General features: G+C 61.1%; 25 protein-coding genes. 13 read left to right on the forward strand and 12 right to left on the reverse strand.

What is annotated here, in order from left to right:
* The coding region (locus CKO11_RS16235; RefSeq protein WP_223641125.1) for a GcrA family cell cycle regulator at nt 1-310 on the forward strand (310 nt) is incomplete at its 5' end.
* A 77-nt stretch (nt 311-387) separates the two neighbouring features.
* Here CKO11_RS16235 and CKO11_RS16240 read toward each other — a convergent pair.
* The gene (locus CKO11_RS16240; RefSeq protein WP_223641128.1) at nt 388-2,115 is read right to left on the reverse strand and encodes a hypothetical protein; all 1,728 of its coding nucleotides are present in this window, start codon (nt 2,113-2,115) and stop codon (nt 388-390) included.
* Between the two features lie 98 nt (nt 2,116-2,213).
* On the opposite strand from CKO11_RS16240, the gene rimO reads away from it, so the two are divergent.
* Nucleotides 2,214-3,608 carry a 30S ribosomal protein S12 methylthiotransferase RimO gene (gene rimO / locus CKO11_RS16245; protein WP_223641132.1) on the forward strand — a complete coding sequence of 465 codons (1,395 nt, stop codon included), beginning with the start codon at nt 2,214-2,216 and terminating at the stop codon, nt 3,606-3,608.
* Between the two features lie 212 nt (nt 3,609-3,820).
* Nucleotides 3,821-4,027 carry a cold-shock protein gene (locus CKO11_RS16250; protein WP_223641134.1) on the forward strand — a complete coding sequence of 69 codons (207 nt, stop codon included), beginning with the start codon at nt 3,821-3,823 and terminating at the stop codon, nt 4,025-4,027.
* Between the two features lie 167 nt (nt 4,028-4,194).
* Here CKO11_RS16250 and irrA read toward each other — a convergent pair whose 3' ends face one another.
* The gene (gene irrA / locus CKO11_RS16255; RefSeq protein ID WP_223641136.1) at nt 4,195-4,611 is read right to left on the reverse strand and encodes an iron response transcriptional regulator IrrA; all 417 of its coding nucleotides are present in this window, start codon (nt 4,609-4,611) and stop codon (nt 4,195-4,197) included.
* A gap of 152 nt (nt 4,612-4,763) precedes the next feature.
* Here irrA and fabA point away from each other — a divergent pair, with 152 nt between their 5' ends.
* The 3 genes from fabA to CKO11_RS16270 are packed head-to-tail and all read left to right on the forward strand — an operon-like array spanning nt 4,764 to nt 7,330.
* A complete protein-coding gene (gene fabA / locus CKO11_RS16260; protein ID WP_223641138.1) occupies nt 4,764-5,273 on the forward strand; it encodes a bifunctional 3-hydroxydecanoyl-ACP dehydratase/trans-2-decenoyl-ACP isomerase in 510 nt (169 codons plus the stop codon).
* A gap of 23 nt (nt 5,274-5,296) precedes the next feature.
* Nucleotides 5,297-6,526, forward strand: a complete 1,230-nt coding sequence (gene fabB / locus CKO11_RS16265) for a beta-ketoacyl-ACP synthase I (RefSeq protein ID WP_223641140.1) — start codon at nt 5,297-5,299, stop codon at nt 6,524-6,526.
* A 15-nt stretch (nt 6,527-6,541) separates the two neighbouring features.
* Nucleotides 6,542-7,330, forward strand: coding sequence for an enoyl-ACP reductase (locus CKO11_RS16270; RefSeq protein WP_223641142.1), 789 nt, complete (start codon nt 6,542-6,544; stop codon nt 7,328-7,330).
* A 28-nt stretch (nt 7,331-7,358) separates the two neighbouring features.
* Here CKO11_RS16270 and CKO11_RS16275 read toward each other — a convergent pair whose 3' ends face one another.
* Complete coding sequence (locus tag CKO11_RS16275; protein ID WP_223641144.1) at nt 7,359-7,964, reverse strand: hypothetical protein; 606 nt, start codon at nt 7,962-7,964, stop codon at nt 7,359-7,361.
* Between the two features lie 61 nt (nt 7,965-8,025).
* Between CKO11_RS16275 and CKO11_RS16280 the strand changes: the two genes are divergently transcribed.
* Nucleotides 8,026-8,868 (forward strand): alpha/beta fold hydrolase, encoded by an 843-nt coding sequence (locus tag CKO11_RS16280; protein WP_223641146.1) that lies wholly within the window; start codon nt 8,026-8,028, stop codon nt 8,866-8,868.
* Nucleotides 8,869-8,874: 6 nt separating this feature from the next.
* Here the strand turns inward: CKO11_RS16280 and CKO11_RS16285 are convergent, their stop codons facing one another.
* The 3 genes from CKO11_RS16285 to CKO11_RS16295 all read right to left on the reverse strand — a co-directional run bounded on the left by CKO11_RS16285 (nt 8,875) and on the right by CKO11_RS16295 (nt 11,646).
* The gene (locus CKO11_RS16285; protein WP_223641147.1) at nt 8,875-9,840 is read right to left on the reverse strand and encodes a sugar-binding transcriptional regulator; all 966 of its coding nucleotides are present in this window, start codon (nt 9,838-9,840) and stop codon (nt 8,875-8,877) included.
* Between the two features lie 66 nt (nt 9,841-9,906).
* On the reverse strand, nt 9,907-11,379 hold the full coding sequence (locus CKO11_RS16290) for an FGGY family carbohydrate kinase (RefSeq protein WP_223641150.1): 1,473 nt from the start codon (nt 11,377-11,379) through the stop codon (nt 9,907-9,909).
* A gap of 9 nt (nt 11,380-11,388) precedes the next feature.
* Entirely contained in the window at nt 11,389-11,646 is a 258-nt protein-coding gene (locus tag CKO11_RS16295) for a hypothetical protein (RefSeq protein ID WP_223641153.1), read from the reverse strand.
* A gap of 416 nt (nt 11,647-12,062) precedes the next feature.
* Here CKO11_RS16295 and CKO11_RS16300 point away from each other — a divergent pair, with 416 nt between their 5' ends.
* On the forward strand, nt 12,063-12,989 hold the full coding sequence (locus CKO11_RS16300; RefSeq protein ID WP_317851819.1) for a DUF6635 family protein: 927 nt from the start codon (nt 12,063-12,065) through the stop codon (nt 12,987-12,989).
* Between the two features lie 124 nt (nt 12,990-13,113).
* On the opposite strand, the gene CKO11_RS16305 is transcribed toward CKO11_RS16300, so the two are convergent.
* From CKO11_RS16305 to CKO11_RS16315, 3 genes are all read right to left on the reverse strand, one after another.
* Nucleotides 13,114-14,484, reverse strand: coding sequence for a multicopper oxidase family protein (locus CKO11_RS16305; protein ID WP_223641159.1), 1,371 nt, complete (start codon nt 14,482-14,484; stop codon nt 13,114-13,116).
* 1 nt (nt 14,485) lies between these two features.
* Entirely contained in the window at nt 14,486-14,932 is a 447-nt protein-coding gene (locus tag CKO11_RS16310; protein WP_223641162.1) for a c-type cytochrome, read from the reverse strand.
* Between the two features lie 552 nt (nt 14,933-15,484).
* Nucleotides 15,485-15,673: a heavy-metal-associated domain-containing protein gene (locus CKO11_RS16315; RefSeq protein ID WP_223641164.1), complete on the reverse strand. Its 189-nt coding sequence runs from the start codon at nt 15,671-15,673 to the stop codon at nt 15,485-15,487.
* Between the two features lie 164 nt (nt 15,674-15,837).
* Here CKO11_RS16315 and CKO11_RS16320 point away from each other — a divergent pair, with 164 nt between their 5' ends.
* From CKO11_RS16320 to CKO11_RS16335, 4 genes are all read left to right on the forward strand, one after another.
* Nucleotides 15,838-18,315, forward strand: coding sequence for a heavy metal translocating P-type ATPase (locus tag CKO11_RS16320; RefSeq protein WP_223641167.1), 2,478 nt, complete (start codon nt 15,838-15,840; stop codon nt 18,313-18,315).
* Nucleotides 18,312-18,710 carry a Cu(I)-responsive transcriptional regulator gene (cueR, locus tag CKO11_RS16325; RefSeq protein WP_223641170.1) on the forward strand — a complete coding sequence of 133 codons (399 nt, stop codon included), beginning with the start codon at nt 18,312-18,314 and terminating at the stop codon, nt 18,708-18,710. Before CKO11_RS16320 ends, cueR begins: the two co-directional genes overlap by 4 nt.
* A 69-nt stretch (nt 18,711-18,779) precedes the next feature.
* On the forward strand, nt 18,780-19,499 hold the full coding sequence (locus CKO11_RS16330) for a DUF4396 domain-containing protein (RefSeq protein ID WP_223641173.1): 720 nt from the start codon (nt 18,780-18,782) through the stop codon (nt 19,497-19,499).
* Nucleotides 19,500-19,929: 430 nt separating this feature from the next.
* Nucleotides 19,930-21,123: a PQQ-dependent sugar dehydrogenase gene (locus tag CKO11_RS16335; RefSeq protein ID WP_223641176.1), complete on the forward strand. Its 1,194-nt coding sequence runs from the start codon at nt 19,930-19,932 to the stop codon at nt 21,121-21,123.
* 85 nt (nt 21,124-21,208) lie between these two features.
* Here CKO11_RS16335 and CKO11_RS16340 read toward each other — a convergent pair whose 3' ends face one another.
* The 3 genes from CKO11_RS16340 to CKO11_RS16350 all read right to left on the reverse strand — a co-directional run bounded on the left by CKO11_RS16340 (nt 21,209) and on the right by CKO11_RS16350 (nt 24,149).
* Nucleotides 21,209-22,051: an EAL domain-containing protein gene (locus CKO11_RS16340; RefSeq protein WP_223641179.1), complete on the reverse strand. Its 843-nt coding sequence runs from the start codon at nt 22,049-22,051 to the stop codon at nt 21,209-21,211.
* 71 nt (nt 22,052-22,122) lie between these two features.
* Nucleotides 22,123-22,467, reverse strand: coding sequence for an HNH endonuclease (locus CKO11_RS17625; RefSeq protein ID WP_223641182.1), 345 nt, complete (start codon nt 22,465-22,467; stop codon nt 22,123-22,125).
* A 269-nt stretch (nt 22,468-22,736) separates the two neighbouring features.
* Complete coding sequence (locus CKO11_RS16350) at nt 22,737-24,149, reverse strand: helicase-related protein (protein ID WP_223641186.1); 1,413 nt, start codon at nt 24,147-24,149, stop codon at nt 22,737-22,739.
* Nucleotides 24,150-24,182: 33 nt separating this feature from the next.
* Between CKO11_RS16350 and CKO11_RS16355 the strand changes: the two genes are divergently transcribed.
* Complete coding sequence (locus CKO11_RS16355; protein ID WP_223641189.1) at nt 24,183-24,470, forward strand: hypothetical protein; 288 nt, start codon at nt 24,183-24,185, stop codon at nt 24,468-24,470.
* The last annotated feature ends 90 nt before the right edge of the window (nt 24,471-24,560 follow it).

Consider the following 24,560-nt stretch of genomic DNA (forward strand, 5'->3'; position numbering starts at 1 on the left):
GGCCAATAGCCCCGCGCCTGCGATGCGCAAGCCGGGCATCGTGCCCGCCGGTCAGCCGCTGCCGCCGCAGCCCTCGCTCAATGAGATCAGCCCCGAGACGCTGGCTTCGGTGCGCGAGGTGGAAAAGCGCGCGCGCAAAATCTCGTTGATGGAATTGACCGAGCGGACCTGCAAATGGCCGATCGGCGATCCGGCGACCGACAATTTCTATTTCTGCGGCCTGCCCGCACAGGCGGGCAAACCCTATTGCGAGGCGCATGTCTCGGTGGCCTTCCAACCGATGAGCGCGCGGCGCGACCGCAAGCGCTAAGGTCCAAACCTATTCATCTCACAGGGCGCCTTTGGGGCGCCCTGTTTGGTTTGGGGCTAGCCCTTGAAGGCGCTGGATCAATCTTTCTTGCCTAAAACCCCCGTGAAGACCGCCGCCGCCGTGGCCAAAAGCAACCAACCCGACAATTGCACTGCCCAGCGCGCCCAATAAAGCGTCAGGCCAAACGCGCCCCGATCTTTCGAAGGCGCCCACGCATCTTCCTGCCCCAATGTGTCGAGCGGCAAGAACAGATCGAGGGCATAGAGCGCGGGCGAAAAGGTCTCGTAATCGCGATAGGCGGTGCTTTGCTCCCAAAGCTGCAACGGCATGGTGCAGCCTTCAATTTGCTGCGCCTTGCACCCCTTCTGAGAGGCATCGAGCCATTCCGCCGAAGTCAGCACCACGGGCGAGGCGGGGGCCATTTCGCCGGCTTTATAGGCCAAATGGGCTGTTAGGCCTGTAACAAATATGATCCCAATAGATACGCCGAGCGATCTCATTGGTCGGTGGCCATAGCCAAAAGTCAAATGAAAAATGCAGTCAAAAGATCTAAAAAAATATGCCCTAAATATATAAGCGAACCGAAATTTATAAGTTTCGTCCAGCGCAAGAGATCGCCTCAATGAGGCCGCACTGATTTTTTTATCGCGATCCAGTCGTATCAACTTAGCAGCGTGCTCTCGTCCTTGGATTGATAGGGTTCGGGCTAGTTGAGTATGTGGCTGAGGGTCAAAATCTTTACACTCTTTATGTATTGTCGATTCGAGTGGGTTTTCAATTTTTCCCGAAAGCCACTTTATTCTGAATCTCACATCGCCACTTCTATGCAGATTTCCGTACTCCATTCCTGATATATCATAGTATTTTTCCGCATGCCAAGATCCTGCATCATCCTTCAAAACTCCAAATCTTGAGTCTTTGAAGTCTATTTCTAATATGCGCCCCGTTACGCCAGTAAAAACAAACCTGCCGTTTACTTCAAAAAGTTCGGCGCGAATTGCGCCATCAATTATAGAATTTTCTACAATTGCGTCGCCTGTAAACTTAGCGCCGGTCAACATTATGTTGCCGCGAATCCTAGCTCCGTGGTTTAGGAAAAAATCACCCGCAGAAACCGAATCTAAATTTAATGCATAGTCGCCGAGTTGCCTGCCTGAACCGCGAATCACCAGACCAGCAAATCCCAGCTGACCATCGACATTGGCCCCTATCAGCGCGATCGAACCGAGTACGAAAGTTCGCGCCCCATCTTGACCATTTGAAAGAAAAAGATCCCCCGCTACCTTAATACCCTGCAACTCCACTGCGCAGCTATCTGAGCAAATAACCCTAGCGCCGACAAGATAAAACCCTTCACCTACGCTAGCATATGAGAATGAAATTTGGCCGCGACTTGTGAAACCTTCGGCGAGAATTACAGGTCCTGTCGTTTTTACCCTATGGGCGTCAATGCCCCTTATTTGGCACCCGCACAAATCCACACCATAGATGCTGGCGTCGTACATTTTTATTATATTAAAAATCAAACATTTATTCAATTGGAGGGGCACGTTGGAGCGCCTTAGCACAAGATCAATTTCTCCATAAATACATGCGCCGGATATTTTTACTCCTTTAGGGTGCCCAACATGCTCATTGTCGCCGCCGAGTAGAAAAAACACTATCAAATCCGCACGAACGTATCTGGCCTCATCCCCGTCAGATGGAAGCTCGGCCTGCTCATCTAGGTACCCGTGAGCCGCGATAAATTTCTTCTCGAGAGGGCTGAGAATTTGATCTCTAATAATGTCAAAAAAAGAAAGCATGAGGGCCACCTACAATACATATCAAAATAGCATGGCTTAGAAAAAAACCTGGCGCAAGGCGCTTCCCGTCGCAGGGCTTCCCGGTGTATAGCGCTGCCATGAGCCAGAACCCGCCCGATCTCCGCCCCGACCTTGCGCCCAAAGCGCAGATGACTGATGCGCCGCGCCCCGGCCAGCCGACCATTGGCATGGTCAGCCTTGGTTGCCCCAAGGCGCTGGTGGATAGTGAGCGCATTCTCACCCGCCTGCGGGCCGAGGGCTATGCGATTTCGCCGTCTTACCAAGGGGCCGAGGCGGTGATTGTGAACACCTGTGGTTTCCTGGACAGCGCCAAGGCCGAAAGCCTTGAAGCGATTGGCGAGGCGTTGGCGGAAAACGGCAAGGTGATTGTGACCGGTTGCTTGGGTGCGGAGCCCGCGTTTATTACAGGCGTGCATCCCAAGGTTTTGGCGGTGACCGGGCCCGAGCAATATGAACAGGTGCTGGATGCCGTGCATGGCGCGGTGCCGCCCAAGCCCGACCCGTTTGTCGATCTGCTGCCGCCCACCGGGGTCAAGCTGACGCCGCGCCATTTCAGCTATTTGAAAATTTCCGAGGGCTGCAACCACGCGTGCAAATTCTGCATCATCCCCGATATGCGCGGCAAGCTGGTGAGCCGCCCCGCCCATGCGGTGCTGCGCGAGGCGGAAAAGCTGGTTGAGGCCGGCGTGCGGGAATTGTTGGTGATCAGCCAAGACACTTCGGCCTATGGGCTGGATCGCAAGCATGAGACAAGCCCCTGGAAAAACGGCGAGGTGCGCGCGCATATCACCGACCTGACCCGCGAACTGGGGCGGATCGCACAGCCTTCGGGGGCTTGGGTGCGGCTGCAATATGTCTACCCCTATCCGCATGTGCGCGAGATGATCCCGCTGATGGCGGAGGGGCTGGTGCTGCCCTATCTGGATATTCCGTTCCAACACGCGCACCCAGATACACTCAAACGCATGGCGCGGCCTGCGGCCTCGGCGAAAACGCTTGATGAAATTGCGGCGTGGCGGCGCGATTGCCCGGAGATCGTGCTGCGCTCGACCTTTATCGTTGGCTATCCCGGCGAGACCGAGGCAGAGTTTCAGTATCTGCTTGATTGGATGGATGAGGCGCAGCTCGACCGGGTGGGCTGCTTTCAATATGAAAATGTCGCGGGGGCGCGCTCCAACGACCTGCCCGACCATGTGCCCGCCGCAGTGAAGCAAGACCGCTGGGAACGGTTCATGGAAAAAGCGCAAGCGATCTCCGAGGCGAAATTGCAGGCCAAAGTGGGCAGCCTGCAACAGGTTTTGGTCGATGCCGTGGATGACGAAGGGGCCACCTGCCGCACCCGCGCCGATGCGCCCGAAATCGATGGCAACCTGTTCATCGACGAAGATTTCGAGGGGCTCACCCCCGGCGATATGGTCACGGTCGAGGTGGAAGAAGCCTCCGATTACGACCTGTGGGGGCGCCGCGTCTAAGCCTTAGCGGCGTGGTCTGCGCGGGGCGTGCCAAAATGCCCCGTCTGGGCTGACGTGCAATTTTCTTGCTTTTTGTGGGTTCTGGTCGCATACCGGGGAAGCGCAACGCGCCTATTCGACGACCTGCTTCCTTTCGGCTTCAGTTCTCGATCGTGACGTGACTGAGCCGGGCCGCCGCAATTTCGCGGGCGGCATATAAAAGGAGAAAACGGATGGCCAACGGCACCGTGAAATGGTTCAACCAGACCAAAGGCTTCGGCTTCATCGCCCCGGAAAGCGGCGGCAAGGATGTGTTCGTGCATATCTCGGCGGTGGAACGCGCCGGTCTGCGCGGCCTCAATGATGGCCAAGCGATCACCTTCGATCTCGAAAAAGGCCGTGATGGCCGCGAATCGGCGATCAACCTCGCGATCGCCTAAGCTGCAAAGCTTCGTTGATTTGGAAAGCGGCTCCGACGGGGCCGCTTTTGCTTTTGGGGCTGTGAAAACGCCCGCACGCCCGGCTTGGGGTGCGATCTGTCAGGGCGATATGAAAAAGGGCCGTGGTGTGACCCCGGCCCGGATATTTTGCAGCTTGCGCGCGCGGCTCAGGTTTTGCGCAGACGGATCACCACATCGACGCGGCTGACCTCGGTCCCTTCGGGGGCTTTGGGCACGCGCACCAGTTCCAGTTCTTCCACCGGCGCATCCGAAATCCGGTTTTCCTCTTCCCAGAAGAAATGCGGATGGTCGTCCATGCGTGTGTCGAAATAGCTACGCCCGGCATCGACGGTGATTTCATGCATGATCCCGGCTTCACAAAACGCGCGCAGCGTGTTGTAGACCGTGGCCAGAGAAACTTTCTCGCCCGCTTCCAGCGCAGAGGCATAAAGCCCCTCGGCGGTGACGTGACGGTTCATCCCGTCACCGATCAGCAGCGAGGCCAACGACATGCGTTGCCGGGTCGGGCGCAACCCCCCGGCGGCGAGCCAGCGCAGGCCCCGTTCTTGTGCAATCGTTTTCATGACGAATACCCCAGCCGTTCCTGTAACTGATATAAGAACAAGTTGAACAGAAAAACAACGGGATTCTGACGCACCTGCCCTTGCCGGGCGGGCCTTGCGCCTTTGGCCGGGGGGGTGCTAGAGGGTGTGACAAACCAAAGAGGGGGAAGCCGATGTCAGCCTATCCGACGAGCTTCGGCAAGGAAGATCTGCTCAAATGTGCACGTGGAGAGCTGTTCGGGCCGGGCAATGCCCAGCTTCCGGCGCCGCCGATGCTGATGATGGACCGCATCACCGATATTTCGGGCGATGGCGGGCTGCACGGCAAGGGCCATGTTGTGGCCGAATTCGATATCACCCCCGATCTGTGGTTCTTTGATTGCCATTTCCCCGGCAACCCGATCATGCCGGGCTGCCTTGGGCTGGATGGTTTGTGGCAATTGACCGGTTTCAACCTTGGCTGGCGCGGCTGGCAAGGGCGGGGCTATGCGCTGGGCGTGGGCGAAGTGAAGCTTACGGGCATGGTGCGGCCTGATCGCAAAATGCTGACCTACAAGGTCGACTTCACCAAAGCGGTGCAAACGCGGCGGCTGACCATGGGCGTGGCCGATGGTATCGTCGAGGCCGATGGTGAAGTGATCTATGTGGTCAAAGACATGAAGGTCGCGCTCTCCGAGAGCTGACCCCCAAAAGACAGGAGGCCCCCATGCGGCGTGTCGTTATCACCGGTCTGGGCATCGTCAGCCCCATTGGCAACAATGCCGAGGAAGTCACCGAAAGCCTGCGCACAGGCCGCTCGGGCATTGTTTTTGCGCCCGAATATGCCGAGCGCGGTTTCCGCAGCCAAGTGCATGGCGCGCCGCAAATCGTGCTTGAAGACCATATCGACAAGCGCAACCTGCGGTTCATGGGGCGCGGCGCGGCCTATAACTTCCTGTCGATGGAACAAGCGATCGCCGATTCGGGGCTGGAAGAAAGCGATGTGTCGAACCCGCGCACGGGTCTGATCATGGGCTCGGGTGGCCCGTCGACGTCGAACTTCTTCGAAGCGCACCAGATCGTTGTGCAAAAGGGCTCGCCCAAGCGGATGGGGCCGTTCATGGTCACCCGCTGCATGTCGTCCACGAACTCGGCTTGCTTGGCGACGCCCTTCAAGATCAAGGGTGTGAACTATTCGATCACCTCGGCCTGCTCCACCTCGGCGCATTGCATCGGCAACGGGGTCGAGCAAATCCAAATGGGCAAGCAAGACATCGTCTTTGCGGGCGGCGGCGAGGAACTTGATTGGACGCTGTCGTGCCTGTTCGACGCGATGGGCGCGATGTCGTCGAAATACAATGACACGCCCACCACGGCGAGCCGCGCCTTTGACGTGACGCGCGATGGTTTTGTGATCGCGGGCGGCGGCGGTGTGGTCGTTTTGGAAGAACTGGAACACGCCAAGGCGCGCGGCGCGAAAATCTATGCCGAGGTCACGGGCTACGGCGCCACCTCGGATGGCTATGACATGGTCGCCCCCTCGGGCGAGGGTGGCGAGCGGTCGATGGGGCTTGCCGTCTCGACCCTGCCCGAAGGCCGCAAGATCACCTATATCAATGCGCATGGTACCTCGACGGTGGCGGGCGATGTGACCGAGGTGGAGGCCGTGCGTCGGCTTTTCGGCGAGGGCAATGTGCCGCTGATCTCGTCCACCAAATCCCTGACCGGCCACAGCCTTGGCGCGACCGGCGTGCATGAAACGATTTATTCCCTGCTGATGATGCAGGGCAAATTCATCACCGGCTCGGCCAATATCACCGAGCTGGACCCCGCGATCAAACCCGAGGAAATCTGCACCGAGACGCGTGAAAACGTGGAATTCGACTCGGTGCTGTCCAACAGCTTTGGGTTCGGCGGCACCAACGCCTCGCTGGTGATGAGCACCTATCGCGACTGATCTAGCAGGTTTGACATGGCGGATTTGATGAAGGGCAAGCGTGGGCTTGTCATGGGCGTGGCCAATGAGCGTTCGATCGCTTGGGGGATCGCCTCGGCGCTGGCCGCAGAAGGGGCAGAACTGGCCTTTTCTTATCAAGGTGAGGCGTTCGGCAAGCGCGTGGAACCGCTTGCCGCTTCGGTGGGCTCTTCGTTGCTTGTTGATGTCGATGTGAACGACGATGCCTCGCTTGATGCCGCCTTTGCCAAGCTGAAAGAGGAATGGGGCACGCTTGATTTCGTGGTCCATGCCATCGCCTATTCGGACAAGACCGAATTGGCGGGGCGCTTCATCAACACCTCGCGCGAGAACTTTAAAAACTCGCTGGCGATTTCGTGCTACAGCTTCATCGATGTGGCGCGCCGCGCCTCGGAACTGATGCCCGAGGGCGGGTCGTTGATCACGCTGACCTATGGTGGGTCGAACCGGGTGACGCCGTTTTATAACGTGATGGGCGTGGCGAAGGCGGCGCTTGAAAGCGCGGTGCGCTATCTGGCCAATGATCTTGGGCCCCAAGGCATCCGGGTCAATGCGATCTCGCCCGGCCCGATGAAAACCTTGGCGGGCGCGGCCATCGGCGGTGCGCGCAAGACCTTCCGCCACACCGAGGCGAACAGCCCGATGCGCACCAATGCGACGCTTGAAAGCATCGGCGGCACGGCGGCCTATCTGTGCTCGGATTACGGGGCTTGCACCACGGGCGAAGTGCTAATGGTCGATTGCGGCTATCACGTGCTGGGCATGCCGCAACCGGAAAATATCTAAGCGAAACGGGCGCCTGCGGGCGCCCTTTTTAATCGGCGTCTTGGTCCAAATCGCGCAGCGCCCGGCGCAGCTTTGGCGTTTGCTTTTGAAAGCCCTCGGCATCGCCGAAATCGCAGAAGTTGCCGTAATAGGGATGCACGCCCTTGACCCGTTGGGCATGTTTGATCGGGCACCAATATTGCTCGGTCCGCGCGGCGACCTCGCGGACATAGGAAATGACCCCATTGCCATAGCCGCAATACATGCAGTTCACCTTTTGGACCGCATTCAGATAGGCAAGGTTCTGACGGTCAATCACCACATGTTCGGCGCGTTTGACCTTGGGGATGCCATAGACCGGAAAACACACCGCCTGATACAGCGTCACGAACAGATCCAGCAGCACGAAGGGGATGAAGACCGCATAGATGAAGGGCGCTGTCAGCACCACCATCAGCCGGGTGCGGCGCAAGAATTGCCACCAGCGGACTTTGGCCAAGCGGTGGGCGTCGCGCACGCCTTCCTCAAATTCGATCCGGCCTTGGGTGAAGCGGTAGCGCCATTGTGTCCGGCTTTGCTCCCATGCTTCCTCAACCTGCGCCTCAATCTCGGCCAAGCGCGCTTGCAAATACTCCAGCCTGTGGTTGTCGCTCATGGTGTTCCCCGCCCCGGTCGTTATGATGGCGCGATAATGCGCGCTTCGGGGAGGGAAGACCATGCATTTGAACCGCTTTGTCGCGCCCGATGGGGCAAAACTCGCTTGGCGTGAGGGAGGGCAGGGGCCTGCGCTGATCATGCTGCCGGGGTTGACCCGGACGGGGCGCGATTTCGACTATCTGATGCCGCATCTGCCCGAAGGCTGGCGGGTGATCCGGCCCGATTATCGTGGGCGTGGCGGCAGCGATTGGACCGGGGCGGCGAGCTATACCGTGGTGCAGGAAGCCGCCGATCTGGTGGCGCTTATGGATCATTTGGGCGTGGAAAAGGCGGCTGTGCTGGGCACCTCGCGCGGGGGGATGATCGCCATGTATATGGCGGCGGTGCCCGCGATGCGCGCGCGGCTGAGCGGGATCTGTTTCAATGATATCGGGCCGGTGATTGCCCGTATGGGGTTGGAGCGGATTTTCGACTATGTGGGCCGCAACCCGGTGGCGCGCAGCTATGACGAACTGGCCGATGCGTTGCCGCGCCTGATGAAGGGGTTTGCGAATGTGCCCGCAAGCCGTTGGGCCGAGGAGGTGCGCCGCCATTACGATCAAACTCCGCAGGGGCTGCGCATCAATTATGACCCGGCGCTGCGCGACGCGTTTCTGGCGGCTTTTAACGGCGGCGATCTGCCCGAGGCCTGGCCGCTTTTTGAGGCGTGCGCCGGTCTGCCCTTGGCGCTGATCCGGGGGGCGAATTCGGACCTGCTTAGCCTGCAGACCGCCGCGGAAATGCGCCGCCGCTGCCCCGATATGCTGTTTGCCGAAGTGCCCGATCGCGCGCATATCCCGTTTTTGGACGAGCCCGAGGCGGTGGCGGTGATCCGCGCGTGGCTGGCGCAGGTCGCGGGTTAGCGGCCCTTAGGCATCCTCCAGCAAGGGTGTGGGGTCTACCCCCACCCCCGCCAGCAAACGCCGGGCGGTGAATTTATCGGTCACCAGCACGTCAATTACCCCGGTGCGTAGTGCCCCGGCAATCGCCTCGACCTTGCCCGGTCCCCCCGCCAGCGCCAGCACCCGGTCCACCTTGGCCAGATCCTCCAGCCGCATGCCGATCACCCGTTCATCCAGCGGGGTGACGACCGGCGCGCCTGCGGCATTGAAAAACCGCAGCCCCATATCACCCACGGCGCCGGCCTCGACCTCTTCTTGAAGCTCGTGCGAGGAAAACACATTGCCCGAGCGCACCAGCATCCGCGATGGCTCGATACTGCCGATGCCAATCACCGCAAGCGAAATCGCATGGAACAGATCCATCGTCGCGCGCACGTAAGGGTCGGACACCATCGCAAGTTTGGCTTCGCGTGATTGCGCAACGCCCGGCGCGGCCAGAAGGCGCGGCTCCGCCCCGGTCAACTTGGCCAGCCGCGTCGTCAACTGACTGGCCTGCGTCTGCACGCTGGGATCGCCCATGCCGCCCAGCGTCTGGACGACATAGCGCGCCTTGGCCGCTTTCATCGGATGGATGTTGTCGACCATTTTTAGGATCGTTTCCGACCAGCTTGAAACGCCGATCACCTCGCCCGCCTGCAAGGTTGCTTCGACGAAATGGGCCGCCGCCTCGCCGATGCGGGCCATGATCGCCCCGTCGCGTTCTTCGGAGCATTCCACGACAATCGCCTCGGGCAGGGCGAAGTGGATGCGCAGCGCCTCTTCCAACGCGGCATAGGTGCCCGGCGGGGCCACGACCGAGGTGCGCACGATTTCCTCTTCGACCGCTCGTTTGAGCATGCGTGAAACCGTCGCCTGCGACATGCGCAGGTGCTTGGCGATATCGGCCTGGCGTTGCTTTTCGATGTGATACATCTGGGCAACCCGGGCGATCATCCTAAGCTCGTTGGTCCGAGACAAGGCCTGCTCCGTTCTCCGGCATGTCCGGTGAATATTTATCCGTCAGGGGCGCCATGTCGAGCGCCCGATCGCGGCCCCCCATGTTTCCAACCCGGCGGCGCGGGTCTTTGGGGCCATTTGGGGGGCGAGCGCCGCATCATGCGGTTCCAGCGCGGCGACGGTGGCCAGATCGGGCCAAAGACCCACGGCAAGGCCCGCCAGATAGGCCGCCCCGCGGGCCGAGGCATCGGGGCTTTCTGAGGTGGTCACCGGGTGATCGATGATATCGGCCACCATCTGCATCAGCTTGTGGTTGCGGCTCGGCCCACCATCAACAAACAGCCGTCCAATATCTTGCCCCGCATTGGCGCGGACGATTTCGAACACGTCATTGACTTGATAGGCGATGCTTTCAACCGCCGCGCGTGCCACATGTGCCCGGCTCGCACCAAAGGTCAGCCCGGAAATCAGCCCGCGCGCCTCGCTGTCCCAATGCGGCGACCCGAGCCCCACATGCGCGGGCACAAGCGACACGCCGAGGGTGGTTTCGACCGTTTCAGCCAAGGCGATCAGCTCATCGACCGACGACAGGCCCAAAAGATCCGCCGTCCACGGCAGGATCGAGGCCGAAACCAAGATATTGCCCTCGAACGCATAGGTGATCTGGCCTGCGTATTTCCACGCGATGGTGGTGGTCAGGCCCTTGGGCGGCACCACGAAATCGGGCACCGTGGTCATGACAGACGAGCCGGTGCCAAAGGTCACCTTGCCATCGCCCGCCGTATGCGCGCCATGGCCGAACAAGGCGGCATGGCTGTCGCCGATGGCGGCTGCCACCGGCAAAGCGTCTGGTAGGCCCGCCACATCCTTGGTGGTGCCAAAAAGGCAGGCGCTCTCATAGACATTAGGCAGCATTTCGATATCGACCCCGAAAAGCGCGCAAAGATCGGCATCCCAGCGCCCTTCGGCAATATTGAACAACTGCGTGCGCGCCGCGTTCGAGGCATCGGTCGCATGCACTGCACCGCCGGTGAATTTCCAGATCAACCAGCTGTCGACGGTGCCGATGCAGATTTCGTCGGGCGCGCGCCCCTTGGCGTGATGTTCCAAAAGCCAGCCAACTTTGGTGGCGGGAAACAGCGGGTCGAGTGGCAGCCCGGTCCGCGCGATTACCTGGTCTTCTTGGCCTGCGGCCTTAAGCGCTTCGCATGCGGCGGCAGAGCGGCGGCATTGCCAAGTGACGACGGGGCCAAGCGGGGCCCCGGTCGCCCGGTCCCAGATCAGGATCGATTCCCGCTGGTTTGAAATGCCAATCGCGGCGATCTCGCACTCTGGCGCTTTTGCAAGGCAGGCCCCGATTGCGCCGACCGTCGCGTGCCAGATTTTTTCGGCGTCCTGTTCCACCCAGCCCGGTTGCGGGTGGCGGATTGGCACCGGTTCGGAGCCCGTGGCCAGAACCGCCCCGGTTTCGGAAAATAGAGCGGCCTTGGAATTGGTGGTGCCTTCGTCGATGGCAAGGATCGTGCGTGCGGTCATGGTGGGACCTCAGGATTTGCGAGAAACAAGGGGCGCAACGCTTGCGGCGATGCCCTTGGGCGACGTGGGGTGATGGTCGAGCGGGAAATTCGGCGCGCGGGTGTTTCGGGTCGCGGCAGTGATCGTGTCCCAGTTCGACCCTTCCTGCATCGCGCCGCAGATATGCCCGGCGCCAACCTCGCAAACGGCGCGCAGATCGCGGCACGCAATTGCATTGGCCTGCTTGCGAAGGTCGTCCGGATAAAGAGCGGGTGAGTGAAGGGTCATAACGCCTCTCTGAATATATATTCGACCAAATGTAAGCATCCCTCGCATCATTCTGTCAAGATTGGCGCGGGACTGGTTCAGATGACATAACAATAGGCTTCGATTTTAAAGGCGTTTTAACGGCCCTTGGCCCAGCTATCAGACTGCCGCGTAGATGATTTGCATGTATTTTTTTAAGTGAATAAATATGCCAATAAGCATGCGTCGCCAAGAATGCGGCGACAACGTCAGAGAAGCGGCGTTTTCTTGCGCCATTTTCGTTGGGCGGAGCACCCGGGCCGTTGGTCGTTTTGTTTCAGGGGCAGTTCTCGAGGGGGCTTCGGGCGGAGGCAAGCGGGCTCGCCCCCGGCGGCAGAGCCTGCTAAGCAAAGGGGCCCGCCCCGGGGCTGCCGGGGTCGTTTTGCAAACGCCTCTCGATGTCTGAAAACCCGACAGACAACAGTGCTTGGTTCGCCGAAAGGCGCGCCCGGATTGAGGCGATCGTCGCGCGCCATTTCTCGCTAGCGGGGAGCTTGCGGTTGCATCGTGCCGCTTTGGGGGCAGATATCTTGCGCGCCCCGATCAATATCGCACTGGCCCCGGTGCTGGTGACGGTGCGTCTGCTGGCCGGTCTTTGCGCGCTGATCCGCTTGCCGCGGGCGGCGTCATGGTTGGCCGCGCGGCCTATTTTGTTGCGCAGCGCCGTTTCGGCCCGGGTCGAGACGATCTTGCTGCACGAATTGTTCGAGGTGCCCCTGCGAACCAATGGCCCGCAGGACCGGGGCACGCGTGTTGCGGCCTTGTGCGGGGGCGGGCCACTGGGGCAGGCGCTCGCCGCAAGGGGGGAGGCGGCGCCGGATTTGGCGCGGCAGATCCTGCGTGACATCGGGGAATATACCTCGACCCGCGCCGCTATGGCCGAAGTGACGACGGCGCTTTTCACCCTGATCGCAGGCGGATTGGTGTTTCAGGCGCTGACGCCGGGCATGATTTCCATGGCGCCGGGTGTGGCGGCGGCGGTGTCGCAAAACACGGCGGTGGCCAATTTCCCCTTGGGCGCGACGCTGGGCGGTGTGTGGTATGGCGTGTTTCCGGTCGCTGTGCCGCCGTGGCTGGTGGCGCTGACGGTGCTGGGGCTTGTGTGTCTGGGGGCGGTGGTGGCGACGTTCGCGGGCGTGCTGGCCGATCCGGTGCAGGCGCGGCTTGGCATCCATCGGCGGCGTCTCAACCGATTGGTCGATGCGGTCGAGGGGCTGGTCAGCGCCGCGCCCGGGCGCGGCTTCGTCGCGCGCGAGCATTATATCGTGCGCGTCTTCGATCTGTGGGATGCGGTGATCTCGGCCCTGCGGATACTGCGGGGGTAAAGGCGGGGCGATTGGGCAAAGCCCGCGAAACCTTGGGGTGACCCTGGCGTTGTCGCCGCGATCTGGGCGATGGCGCGGCGATCCGGCGGGCATCTGCGGGTTCTTGCCCAACGATCCTGCCGTCTCAGCTGACCTCGATCCACGCGGTCATGCCGGCCGCTGCATGGGCCAACATATGGCAATGCAGCAGCCATTTGCCGGGGTTGTCTGCGGTGAAAGCGATCTCGTGACGTGCACCGGCCTCGGTCAGAAGTGTGTCACGCATCGGGCCAAGCCGTTCCCCTTCGAGCACTTCGCGGAAATGCATCCCGTGCAGGTGCATCGCATGCGGAAAGGCCGTGTCATTGACCATTCGTAGCCGCACCGGTTCTCCCAAGGACAGCCGCGCGAAGGGGGGATCCACCGGGCCGGCCTGACCGCCAAGGGTCCAGAACTTGCCGCTTTGCATCAAGCTGCGCATCTGGCTCATCGGCATTCCCCCCATTGCGCCGCCCTCGATCTTCATCTCAAGTGGGCGGGCTTGCGCCAAGTCGGGCAGCTCCATACGGGGGTTCGGGGGTAAGGCTGCGGGCACGGCACGGCGGGCTCGGCTTGCCGCCCCGGTAATCTGGACCCCGACCTGCCGATACCACTGCGCATCATTGCCCAACCGGTCGATTGCGGCTTCGTCCCCGGCTGCTGTGACATCAACGATCAGGTCGATACGTTGAGCGGGCGCAAGCACGATGTTCTGCGCAATGGGCTCCGGCGTGGGCTGTGGCATCCCATCCAGCGCCACCTGCCAGCCCGAAAGCCCTGCCAGGCGCAGCACGAAAGTCCGCGCATTGGCGGCATTGATCAGGCGCAGCCGCAAGCGTTCGTGGCGCTTTGCGGTTAGGCTCAGGTTATAGCGGCCATTCGTCCCGATCAGATTGCCAAAACGCCCGCCATGGCTGAGATCCATCGGATGGCTGAAATCGGGCGCGATTTGCGCGGTTTCCGGATCAAGCCGCCAATCGTCAAGCATCAACACCTCGTCGCGGTCAACATCCGGCGCGTCACGTTCTTCGACGATCAGCGCGCCAGACAGGCCGCGCGCGACCTGCTCCATCGAATGGGTATGCGCATGATACCAATAGGTGCCTGCATCGGGGACGAGGAAATCGTAATCGAAGCTGGCGCCGGGGGCCACGGCCTCTTGCGTCAGCCCGGCCACGCCATCCATCGCATTCGCGATGCGGATCCCGTGCCAATGAACCGAAGTTGGCACGTCAAGTTTATTGACGAAGCGCCGGCGCAGACGTGTGCTTTGCGCAAGGCGTAGCTGCGGCCCCGGAAGCTGTCCGTCATAGGACCAAACCTCGGTTTGGGGATATCCCTTTGGGGCGATTTGGGCCAGCACGCGCTGCGCGGTAAGCGGGATCGGCGCAGAATCGGCAAATCCCGCGCGGGCGGAAAGCGCGGTCGCCCCCAGCCCGGCCAAAACGGCGCGGCGTGTCGGGTGAAAGCTTGGCATGTCACTCGATCCCGTTGGCGCGCTGCAGTTCGCGGACATAAGTCACGATATTGCCCACATCGGCGCGCGTCAGGCCCGCTTGCGGCGGCATATTGCCAAAGGGCCAGTGGTGGGCCCGCACGCCCTGCGCCACGGCGAGGAAGAAGGCCGCATCCGCATGGTGATTTGGTTCATAAATCCGGTGCACCAGAGGCGGGCCCATCCCCGCGCGGCCGCTGCCACTGGGGCCATGACAGGCGGCACAGACCGCATTGAAGGCGCGCTGGCCCATCTGGGCTTGCGGGGAAAGTGTCTCGGGCAATTGCACTTCGACGATTGGGTCGCCCAGCGCAAGTTCGGACAGCGGACGCGGATTGGCCTGCGCGCTAAGGAACGACGATTGCAGAAGGAGTGCGGCGGCAAGCGCGAGGGCCGTGCCCCCGCCCGCAAAAAGAAGCGTGTGTTTCATAGAAGACTCGTGCGTTGACGGCGTCTGTATGCCGTCGTGTTTGAAACAGCCCCAAGGCAAGGGGCGCGATGCAAGAGTCTTACAGGCGGGGTGGACGGGGGTCTGGGGCCCAAGCGCTTTGTGCGTTAGCCTGTGGCACGGCGTGAGGTCGTTGGCTCAGACGTGACCCCGCGCTGGGCAGCGCAAAGGCCGCCGCATGCGCAACGGGGGCGGCGCAACCCGCACAGCTCGCGCACAAACCGTTTTGCGCGCAGTCTTGCCCCGCTTGTCCGTGCTCTGCCTCGGGGCAGTCGGCGCAATCGGATGCAGTGCGCAGCGCCATTTCCGTTTCCGCATGTGGCATTGCCGCATGGGGCATTGCCGCCGCAGGCTGCGGGGCAAGAACCATGACAAAGCCCAGGGTCAGGCCTAAGGTCAAGCACAGGAACAAGGCAAGGCGGCGCAAGGTCATCTCGTGTCCAAAGGCGGTCGCAGGGGCAACCGCCATATGTTGATCGCATGGACGACGCGCGAAGACCATTGTTTTTAACACTGGCCTGCGCGCCGGGGTGGTTAGGCCGGGGCAAAACCCGCATCGGTCAGGGCGGCGGCCAAGGCTGCGCGCTGCGCGGAGCTGGTCACCTCTACCTTGCGGCTGGGCGGATCGGCTTGCACCACGGCACTCGGGTCAACCGATTGAATCGCTTTGGTCACGCCACGGGCGCAACCATCACAGGTCATGGTTTCGATGTGGAACTGCATGATGGCTCCTTTCTGGGTGCGGATCATGCAGCTTGAGATAGGGCTTCCTACCGTTGGAAGGTCAAGTCCCTGTTGCGCCGGTCACGAAATCGTGGGCCTCTTGACCTTCCCATGATGGGAAGCCCTAACCTGTCAAACAGACGGAACCGACACAGGAGGCCGCGATGAAAGATACTGCCACCAGATCCGATACGGCGATGACGTTGAGCTTCGAGATCGAGGGGATGACCTGCGCTTCTTGCGTCGGGCGCGTGGAGCGCGCCTTGCAGGCGGCGCCGGGGGTGCAATCGGCGACAGTCAATCTTGCGACCGAAAAGGCCGAGGTGGTCGGCGCGGCGTTGGATCGGGCAGCCTTGGTCGGCACCATCGAACGGCTGGGCTATGATGTTCGGCCCCATGACGTCGCGCTTGAGGTCGAGGGAATGAGCTGTGCTTCTTGTGTCGGGCGGGTGGAGCGTGCACTGGCGGCGGTGCCCGGCGTAACGGCGGCAAATGTCAATCTGGCGACCGAACGCGCGCAGATCACCGGCACGGCGGCACCCGAGGCGCTGATTGCCGCCGTGGATCAGCTTGGCTATCCGGCGCGTCTGGCCGCAGCCTCGGAGGGCACGGCGGAAACCGCCAGCGCGCGCCGCGAAGAAGAGGCCGGACAATTGCGCCGCGACCTGCTGGTGGCGGCCGCGCTGACTTTGCCGGTCTTCTTGATCGAAATGGGCGGGCATCTTTTTGCCCCGGTCCATGCGGTGGTGATGCAGACGCTTGGCCAGCAAGGCAGTTGGCTTTTGCAAGCCGCGTTAAGCACCGCCGTCATGGCCGGACCCGGGGCGCAATTCTACCGTAAGGGGGTGCCCGCGCTGTTCAAGGCCGCGCCCGATATGAACAGCCTTGTGGCGGTGGGCACGCTTGCGGCTTGGGGCTATTCGCTGGTGGCGACCTTTGCGCCGGGGCTTTTGCCCGCGGGCACGGTGAATGTTTATTATGAAGCTGCGGCGGTGATCGTGACGCTGATCCTGTTTGGGCGCTGGATGGAGGCGCGCGCCAAGGGCCGCACCTCGCAGGCCATCGCGCGGCTGGTGGGGCTGCAACCGCGCACCGCGCGCGTGGTGCGCGCTGCGGGCGTGCAAGAGATTGCCGTGGCCGATCTGAAGGCGGGGGATCTGATCGATTTGCGCCCGGGCGAGCGGGTGCCCACCGACGGCGCGGTGACCGAGGGCACAAGCTGGATCGATGAAAGCATGCTGACGGGCGAACCTGTGCCCGTCGAAAAAGGCCCCGGCGATCAGGTCACGGGCGGCACAGTGAACCAGACCGGCGCGCTGCGGCTGCGCGCGACCGCCGTGGGCCAAGAGACGATGCTGGCCCAGATCATCCGCATGGTCGAAGAGGCCCAAGGCGGCAAGCTGCCGATCCAAGGGCTGGTGGATCGGGTCACGCTTTGGTTCGTGCCGACGGTGATGGCGCTTGCGGCGCTCACCTTTGCGGTCTGGCTGATCTTTGGGCCAAGCCCGGCGCTTAGCTTTGCCTTGGTCAATGCGGTGGCGGTGCTGATCATCGCCTGTCCCTGCGCGATGGGTCTGGCCACGCCTACCTCTATCATGGTGGGCACCGGGCGCGGTGCCGAGATGGGCATTCTGTTTCGGCGGGGGGCTGCGCTTCAGGCATTGCAGGATGTGCGTGTGGTGGCCTTTGACAAGACCGGCACCCTAACCGAGGGCAAGCCGCGCCTGACCGATCTGGAGCTTGCGCCCGGCGAAACCCGCGCCGAGGTGCTGGCCGCCATCGCCGCGCTGGAGGCGAAATCGGAACATCCGATTGCGCGCGCCGTGGTGGCGGCCGCCGAAGAGGAGGGGCTGTCCCTGCCGCAGATCGACGGGTTCGAAAGCCACACCGGACAGGGCGTTTGCGCGCATCTGAACGGAACACGGCTTGCCATCGGCTCGGCGCGGTTCATGGCCACGCTGGGGCTTGATCCCGGGGCGTTGGCCGAAACAGCCACACAATTTGCCGAAGATGGCAAGACCCCGCTGTTTGCGGCGCGCGGTGCGCAGGTGGTGGCGGTGCTGGCTGTGGCCGACCCGGTGCGCGACAGCGCACCGCAAGCGATTGCCGCGCTGCATGAGCTGGGGCTGAAAGTGGCGATGATCACCGGCGACACCACCCGCACCGCGCAGGCGGTGGCGCGCCAGCTTGGCATTGACGAGGTGGTGGCCGAAGTGCTGCCAGAGGGCAAGGTGCAGGCGCTTGACCGGCTGAAACGCATCGGCTCGCTTGCCTTCGTGGGCGATGGTATCAATGATGCCCCGGCGCTGGCCTCTGCCGATGTGGGTATTGCCGTGGGCAGTGGCACCGATATCGCGATTGAGGCGGCCGATGTGGTCTTGATGTCGCCGCGTTTGGGCGCGGTGCCCGAGGCGATTGCGCTGTCCCGTGCCGTGCTGCGCAATATCCGCCAGAACCTGTTTTGGGCCTTTGCTTATAACACCGCGCTGATCCCGCTGGCGGCCGGGGCGCTTTGGCCCGCGTTCGGGCTGCTGCTTTCGCCCATCTTCGCGGCTGGGGCGATGGCGCTTTCGTCTGTGTTTGTGTTGGGCAATGCGCTGCGGCTGAAACGCTTTGCGTCCGCCCAAGGAGGTCAGGCATGAATATCGGGCAGGCGGCCAAGGCCTCGGGCGTTTCGGCCAAGATGATCCGGTATTATGAATCGATCGGGCTGATCCCCGAAGCGGCGCGGACCGACGCGGGTTATCGCAGCTATGGCGCGCGCGAGGTGCAGATCTTGCGTTTCGTGCGCCGCGCACGCGATCTTGGCTTTCCGGTGCCGGTGATCGAGGAATTGCTCGCCCTTTGGGGGGACCGGGACCGGCACAGCGCCGATGTGAAACGGCTCGCGCTCGATCATGTCGAAAGCCTAGAGCGCAAGATCGCCGAGATGCAGGCGATGGCAGACACCTTGCGCCATCTGGCCGAAGCTTGCTGCGGCGACGCCCGGCCTGATTGCCCAATCCTTGAAGACCTGGGCGGCCCGACTGCCCCCTGACGCGCTCGGCAAGGAACCGGTGCAAGGGGCTGGCTGTTGGGTCCGTAAGAGCAGACAGGAAGGCCCGTTATGATTGAACAGCTCCATCTCCTTTCCCTCTTGTCTTTGGGCGCAGGGGTGGGCTGTGCCTTGTGGATTGCGCGCGATATCCGGCACCGGCCCCAGCCCATGTGGATCATGGCGCTTGTCTGGCCGCTTTGTGCGCTGTTTGGCAGCGCGATCATTCTGGCAGGCTATATGACTTTTGGGCGCGCCCCAGCCGGGGGACAAGGGGGCCATGCCCATCATCATGTCAGCGGACCGCGCCCGCCCTTTGCAATTTCCGTTGCCAAGGGCACTTTGCATTGCGGAAGCGGCTGCACCTTAGGTGACATCTTGGCCGAAACGCTGGCCTTTTTTGTGCCGGGGGTGGCCGTGGCTTTTGGTTGGCCGTGGCTATTTTCGGAAAAGATCTTCGCCATCTGGGGGCTTGATTTCGTGCTGGCCTTTGGGCTCGGCATCGCCTTTCAGTATTTCGCGATCCAGCCGATGCGCAAGCTCGGCCTGCGCGCGGGCTTGATTGCGGCGCTTAAAGCCGATGCCGCCTCGCTCGCGGCGTGGCAGGTGGGGATGTATGGCTTTATGGGGTTTGCACATTTCTGGCTGTTTCCGCAGGTGCTGGGCCAGACACTCGCCATGGCGAGCGCAGAGTTCTGGTTCATGATGCAAATCGCCATGATATGTGGCTTCGTGACCGCCTATCCGGTCAATTGGTGGCTGATCCGCGTCGGGATCAAGGAGCGGATGTAAGCTAGACGCAGAACACTGATCACCGAGATGGGCCGCATCTTAAGCCCGCCCAATGCACGCCGGGCAATCTGTGCGCCCAGAGGACCAAGGCGCATCGCACCACGCCAAATGACAGGTGCTACAGGGCGTATCGGTCTGTGAAACGATGACGGTCTTATAGGACGGCGCTGCCTTGGTTTCATACGCATGGTGCATGTCTGTGTCCTTTTCAAAAGTCTCTCGAACGTTGCTGATATCCTTTTGTGCCAGGCTGGAATGACCGCAACCTGACGCCCCCAGACTGTTTGCGTCAGCCTGATGTCAGGTCCGGCATCTGGTACCGCCCCGCGCGCGTGGCTGCGGCTATCTGGGTCGTTCCTATCCTACAGGTGGCGAAGCGGCGCAAACGCCTTACCTGAAGTGTTCAACGGAACCCGGAAAGGACAAGACCATGAACGCACGTCTCGCCCTCTCGCTTTTGGCCGGTGCGGTGCTTTTGCCTCTCAACGCTTCGGCGCAGGATTTCAATGCTGCCGCCCCGAATGCCCCCAACCAGCGCCCCGCGTTTGCGGGGCAAACACGGGCCCCGATCATTGCGGACACCATTGCGCTGAAGCGCAACATCATCGCCACGGGGTTTGAACATCCTTGGGGAATGGATCAACTGCCCGATGGACGTTGGCTGGTCAGCGAACGGCCGGGGCGGATGCGGATCGTGACGGCAGAAGGGGCTGTTTCTCCGGCCATCCGGGGCTTGCCAGAGGTCGATGCGCGCGGTCAGGGGGGGCTGCTTGATGTGGTCGTGCGCGATGATTTCAGCGCAACGCGCCGGGTTTGGTGGAGCTATGCCGAGCCGCGCGGCGCGGGCCGCAATGCCACCGCCGTGGCGACCGGCGTGCTTTCGCCAGACGGCACCACAATGCGCGAGGTTGAGGTCATCTTTCGTCAGCAGCCCGCTTGGGCCTCGACCCGGCACTTTGGGTCGCGTCTGGTCTTTGATGACAAAGGCGCGCTTTTTGTCACGACTGGGGAGCGTTCTTTGCCCGAACCGCGCCAACTGGCGCAGGATGTCACAACGCATCTTGGTAAGGTTCTCCGCATCGACCCGATGGGCGGGCCGGCGGCGGGTAATCCAAAGATTGCAGGCGGCTTGCCGGAAATCTGGTCTTATGGTCACCGCAATATCCAAGCTGCGGCGCTTGGGCCAGAGGGGGCGCTTTGGACCGTGGAACATGGGCCGCGTGGTGGGGATGAATTGAACCGCCCCGAACCGGGCAAGAATTACGGCTGGCCAATCATCACCTATGGGGAGGATTACAGCGGGCGTGCCATAGGCCAAGGGTTGACCGCGCACAAGGGCATGGAACAGCCGATCTATTACTGGGACCCGGTGATCGCGCCCTCTGGCATGGCGTTTTACGAGGGTGACATGTTCGAGACCTGGCAGGGGAGCGCGCTGATCGGTGGCCTTGCGGGCCAAGCGCTTGTTCGGCTGACCCTTGCCGATGGTCGTGTCACCGGGGAAGCACGGTATTTACAGGGCAAAGGACGCATTCGCGATGTCGATGTGGCGGCGGATGGCGCGGTCATGATCCTGACCGATGCCAATAACGGCGCCTTGGTGCGCCTGACACCGCACAGATGATGGTTCGTTCCAACGGGCAGAGAGCGAGACGGGGCCTATGCCCGGCGCCGCCAGCCCTGTCACGCCCCTCCCCTCGGCTACGGGCTTAGCCCCGCGCGCGTTGCGGCTCGGCCGTGTGCCAAGGCGGTCTGATGGTGGGGGCGCCAAAGTAATAGCCTTGCATGCAGTCCACCCCGGCTTGTGTCAGCCAAGCTGCATCCTCGGCGGCTTCCACCTCTTCTGCTACGGCGAACATCTCGAAATGCCGCGCAATCGACAAAAGCGCTTGGGTGAGGATTTGGCTGTCGGGATTGTGCGCAATACCCGCGATGAACTGGCCGGAGATCTTCAAAATGTCGAAATCGAACTCGCGCAGATAGCGAAACGAGGTATAGCCCGCGCCGAAATCGTCGAGCGCGAAGGAAATGCCCTTCAGCTGCATCTCATTCATGAAGGCCAAAACGAGCTCCGGCATCGTCATCGCCGAAGATTCGGTGATTTCAAGGATCAGTCGCTCGCCCGCGGTGTCGTCGCGGGCGAGGCCACGGGTAAGAACGCGCATCCATTCGGGCCAGCCGATCGAGCGCGCCGACATATTCACCGAAAGCCGCAGCTTCGGGTTTTCGGCCAGTGCCATCAGCCCCTTTTCCAGCGCCAGACAATCGAGCTTGCGCCCAAGATCGCTGGTTTCGACGGCGTGGATAAAGTCATTCGACGGCACCAAGCGCCCCGTTTCATCGATCACCCGGATCAAGCCTTCATAAAAGGCCGGGCGCTCGGGGTGGGCGGTTTGCACGATCGGCTGAAAGGCCAGCAACACGTCGCGCCGCTCAATCGCTTGGCGCACCATCGAAATGATTTCGCGGTCGCGGCTCGACACGGCGAAAGAGAGCGGGCTGGCCTCTGACAATTGGATCGGTTCGCGCGGCAACGCGGGGTATTTTGTCATCGGACGCTCCTGCACTCTTACTGCGTCACAATATGCGCGATCGGTCAATGACTCGTTAAACTCTTAAAATTCTAACAACTATGGTTAAAGGGTCTGGGCGTTTGCAGGGGCCCGCATTGCGCAAGGTCTGCACCACGCGTGCCGGCTTCCTGACTCGCTGCCCTTTGAGGCCGCATTCTTGGGATCGCTTTATTCCGGCTTTGCCGTCTTTTATCGACTCTGGAAATGCGCCCGCAGGCACGGTAATGACTGCGAGCGGCGCAGGATATGAGACGATCACCGTGCTGCGCGGGCGGTTGCGGGACTTGGCGAACGAGCGTCCGTTTGTCAGCACGGTCGCCGTTGATGTGGTCAACATGTTTGCCCTTCGGCAGGTCGCGTTGATTTCCGAGGATCCAAGCGATGTGGTGAGTCACTGAGTGGCACTCTGGGCGTTTCGCGCGGGGTGAGGCTCGTCAATGAAAGATCGCGCTCTAGGGCCCTTCTGAGAGGCACTGACGGGCATTGCTCAACGCCGAGGTGTAAAGTTTGGGGGCTAGGGGAATCCGAGTTCGGGGCGGGGGATATGCCGCCGCAAACCGCCTTGAGATTTTCAGTTTCCTTAGTGCCGCAGGTGCGGTGGCGCTGGGCGGGCGCGTGGCTGGATAAGAACAACCGAACAGTTGGCATTCTATCAAGCCTTTATTCAGTCGCATGGATGAGGTGAAACAGCGCGGTGTGGTCGGGTGTCCAAGAAGTCCTCGGGTTTTTCGTACTCACCGTAGCCGGTGGTGACGGCTTCCATTCTGTCTTCATGGTGTGAGATCGGGACGAGGTTCGGACCTGATCCATCCGGGTCCCAATCAAGTATTTTGCCCAAACCAGCGAACCGTTTGGCATATGCAGCGGCCTGCTCGGGTGTGTGGTTCTTTAATCGGTCCCGCAATTCCTCTGCGGTTTCTCCCGTAAGCTCCCTTATGGCCTCTGCCACCTTGCTTGGCAGTTTTCTGAGTTTGCGACGTAGCTTGGCCAGTACCTGATCGCGCACAAGCTCCCGCTGATCATCTTCATCAACCGACGCAAGCTCATCAAAAAGCTGCTCAAATGTTAGCTTGGGATTGCTGGCAACCGGTTTCATCTGCGTCAGGTCCTGCAAAGACGCGTAGAGATCCACGGCGTCAAAGATGCGAAAGACCTCCTTCCCGATATCGTCACACCGACGCGTAGCCCTCCCCAGCATCTGTTCATAGAGAATGCGGCTATTCACCCGCCGGATGAAAACGAGATTGGTGATCTTCGGAACGTCGATACCAGTGGTCAGCAGATCAACGGTAACGGCGATCTGCGGGAAGGCATCATTTCGGAACGACCGGATCAACGCCCCAACCTTGTCTACGCTGCCCGTAATCTTTCGGATGGCTGCGTCTTCGATTGCCCCATACTGCGCCGCAAATGCCTTCTTCAACTCATTCACCACAATATCCGCATGGGCGTCCGTGGCTGCAAACACCAGCGTTTTTCCGTCCAGACTAGGGTCGAAATGCTTTGCCAGCTCCTCTGCTACCACCTGATTGAACGGCTGCGTGATCACCTGTTTGTTGAAGGCTTCAACTTGAAAGTTCAGCTCGTCCGGGGTCGTGACATTGTCGATTTCTCCCGTCTGACTGTCGATGACTTCCACATCTTCTCCGGCCTCAAAAGTGATGCCGGCCTTGCTTGGCGCTGTCTGAAAACGAACTGGCGGTTCATGGTCGATCAACCACCCGTCGACGACGGCCTCTCGGTAGGTATAGGTATAAATTGGATCACCAAAAATCTGCGCGGTGTGCAGTGCTGGCGTGGCCGTTAGCCCGATCTTCACCGCATCGAAATACTCCAATACCCGACGATACTTCGAGACGTAGTCATCCTGACTTCGGAAGCTCAGTTCTGCATCCGACATTTCCCGGTCCAGCAAATAGCCACGGTGGCACTCGTCAATCACCATCAGGTCATATTGACCGATCGGCGGAATATCTGCGGGATCATTGTTGTAAAGAACGCGCTTCACCAACCCTTGAATAGTGCAAATGTGCACCCGTGTTTCCGGGTCCGGCTTGATGTCCTCAAGCCCTTTCATACCGAACAGCTGCCCGAAGGTCTTCGGTCCCTCATGCATGAAAACAAACTGAACGATCTCATCATGTCGCGCGCGAAAAGCAGAGAGCAGCAAGTCATTGAAAAATTTCAGATTTGGGAATCTCCACGGCTTGTCCGCGCGGTTTCAGAAGAACTTCGTGACATTGAAAACCGTGCGTTTCTCGACGCCGCAGATAGCTTGGCGCGGATCTACAGCAAGATGTCGATGGACGGTCGCAATATGTACGAGTTCGAAAAGCTACGAAAAAGGCTGTCTAATCAGTCTGACCTGCCCCCCGGAAGTTCCCTCAATCTGATGTAGAGTCTGCCCAACCTGAAGGAGCAGACGAATGCGAAAGAGCCGTTTCACCGAGGCACAGATTATCGGGATGATCAAAGAGCAGGAGGCCGG

The organism is Rhodobacter sp. TJ_12 (assembly GCF_020023995.1).
Classification (GTDB): Bacteria; Pseudomonadota; Alphaproteobacteria; order Rhodobacterales; family Rhodobacteraceae; genus Rhodobacter.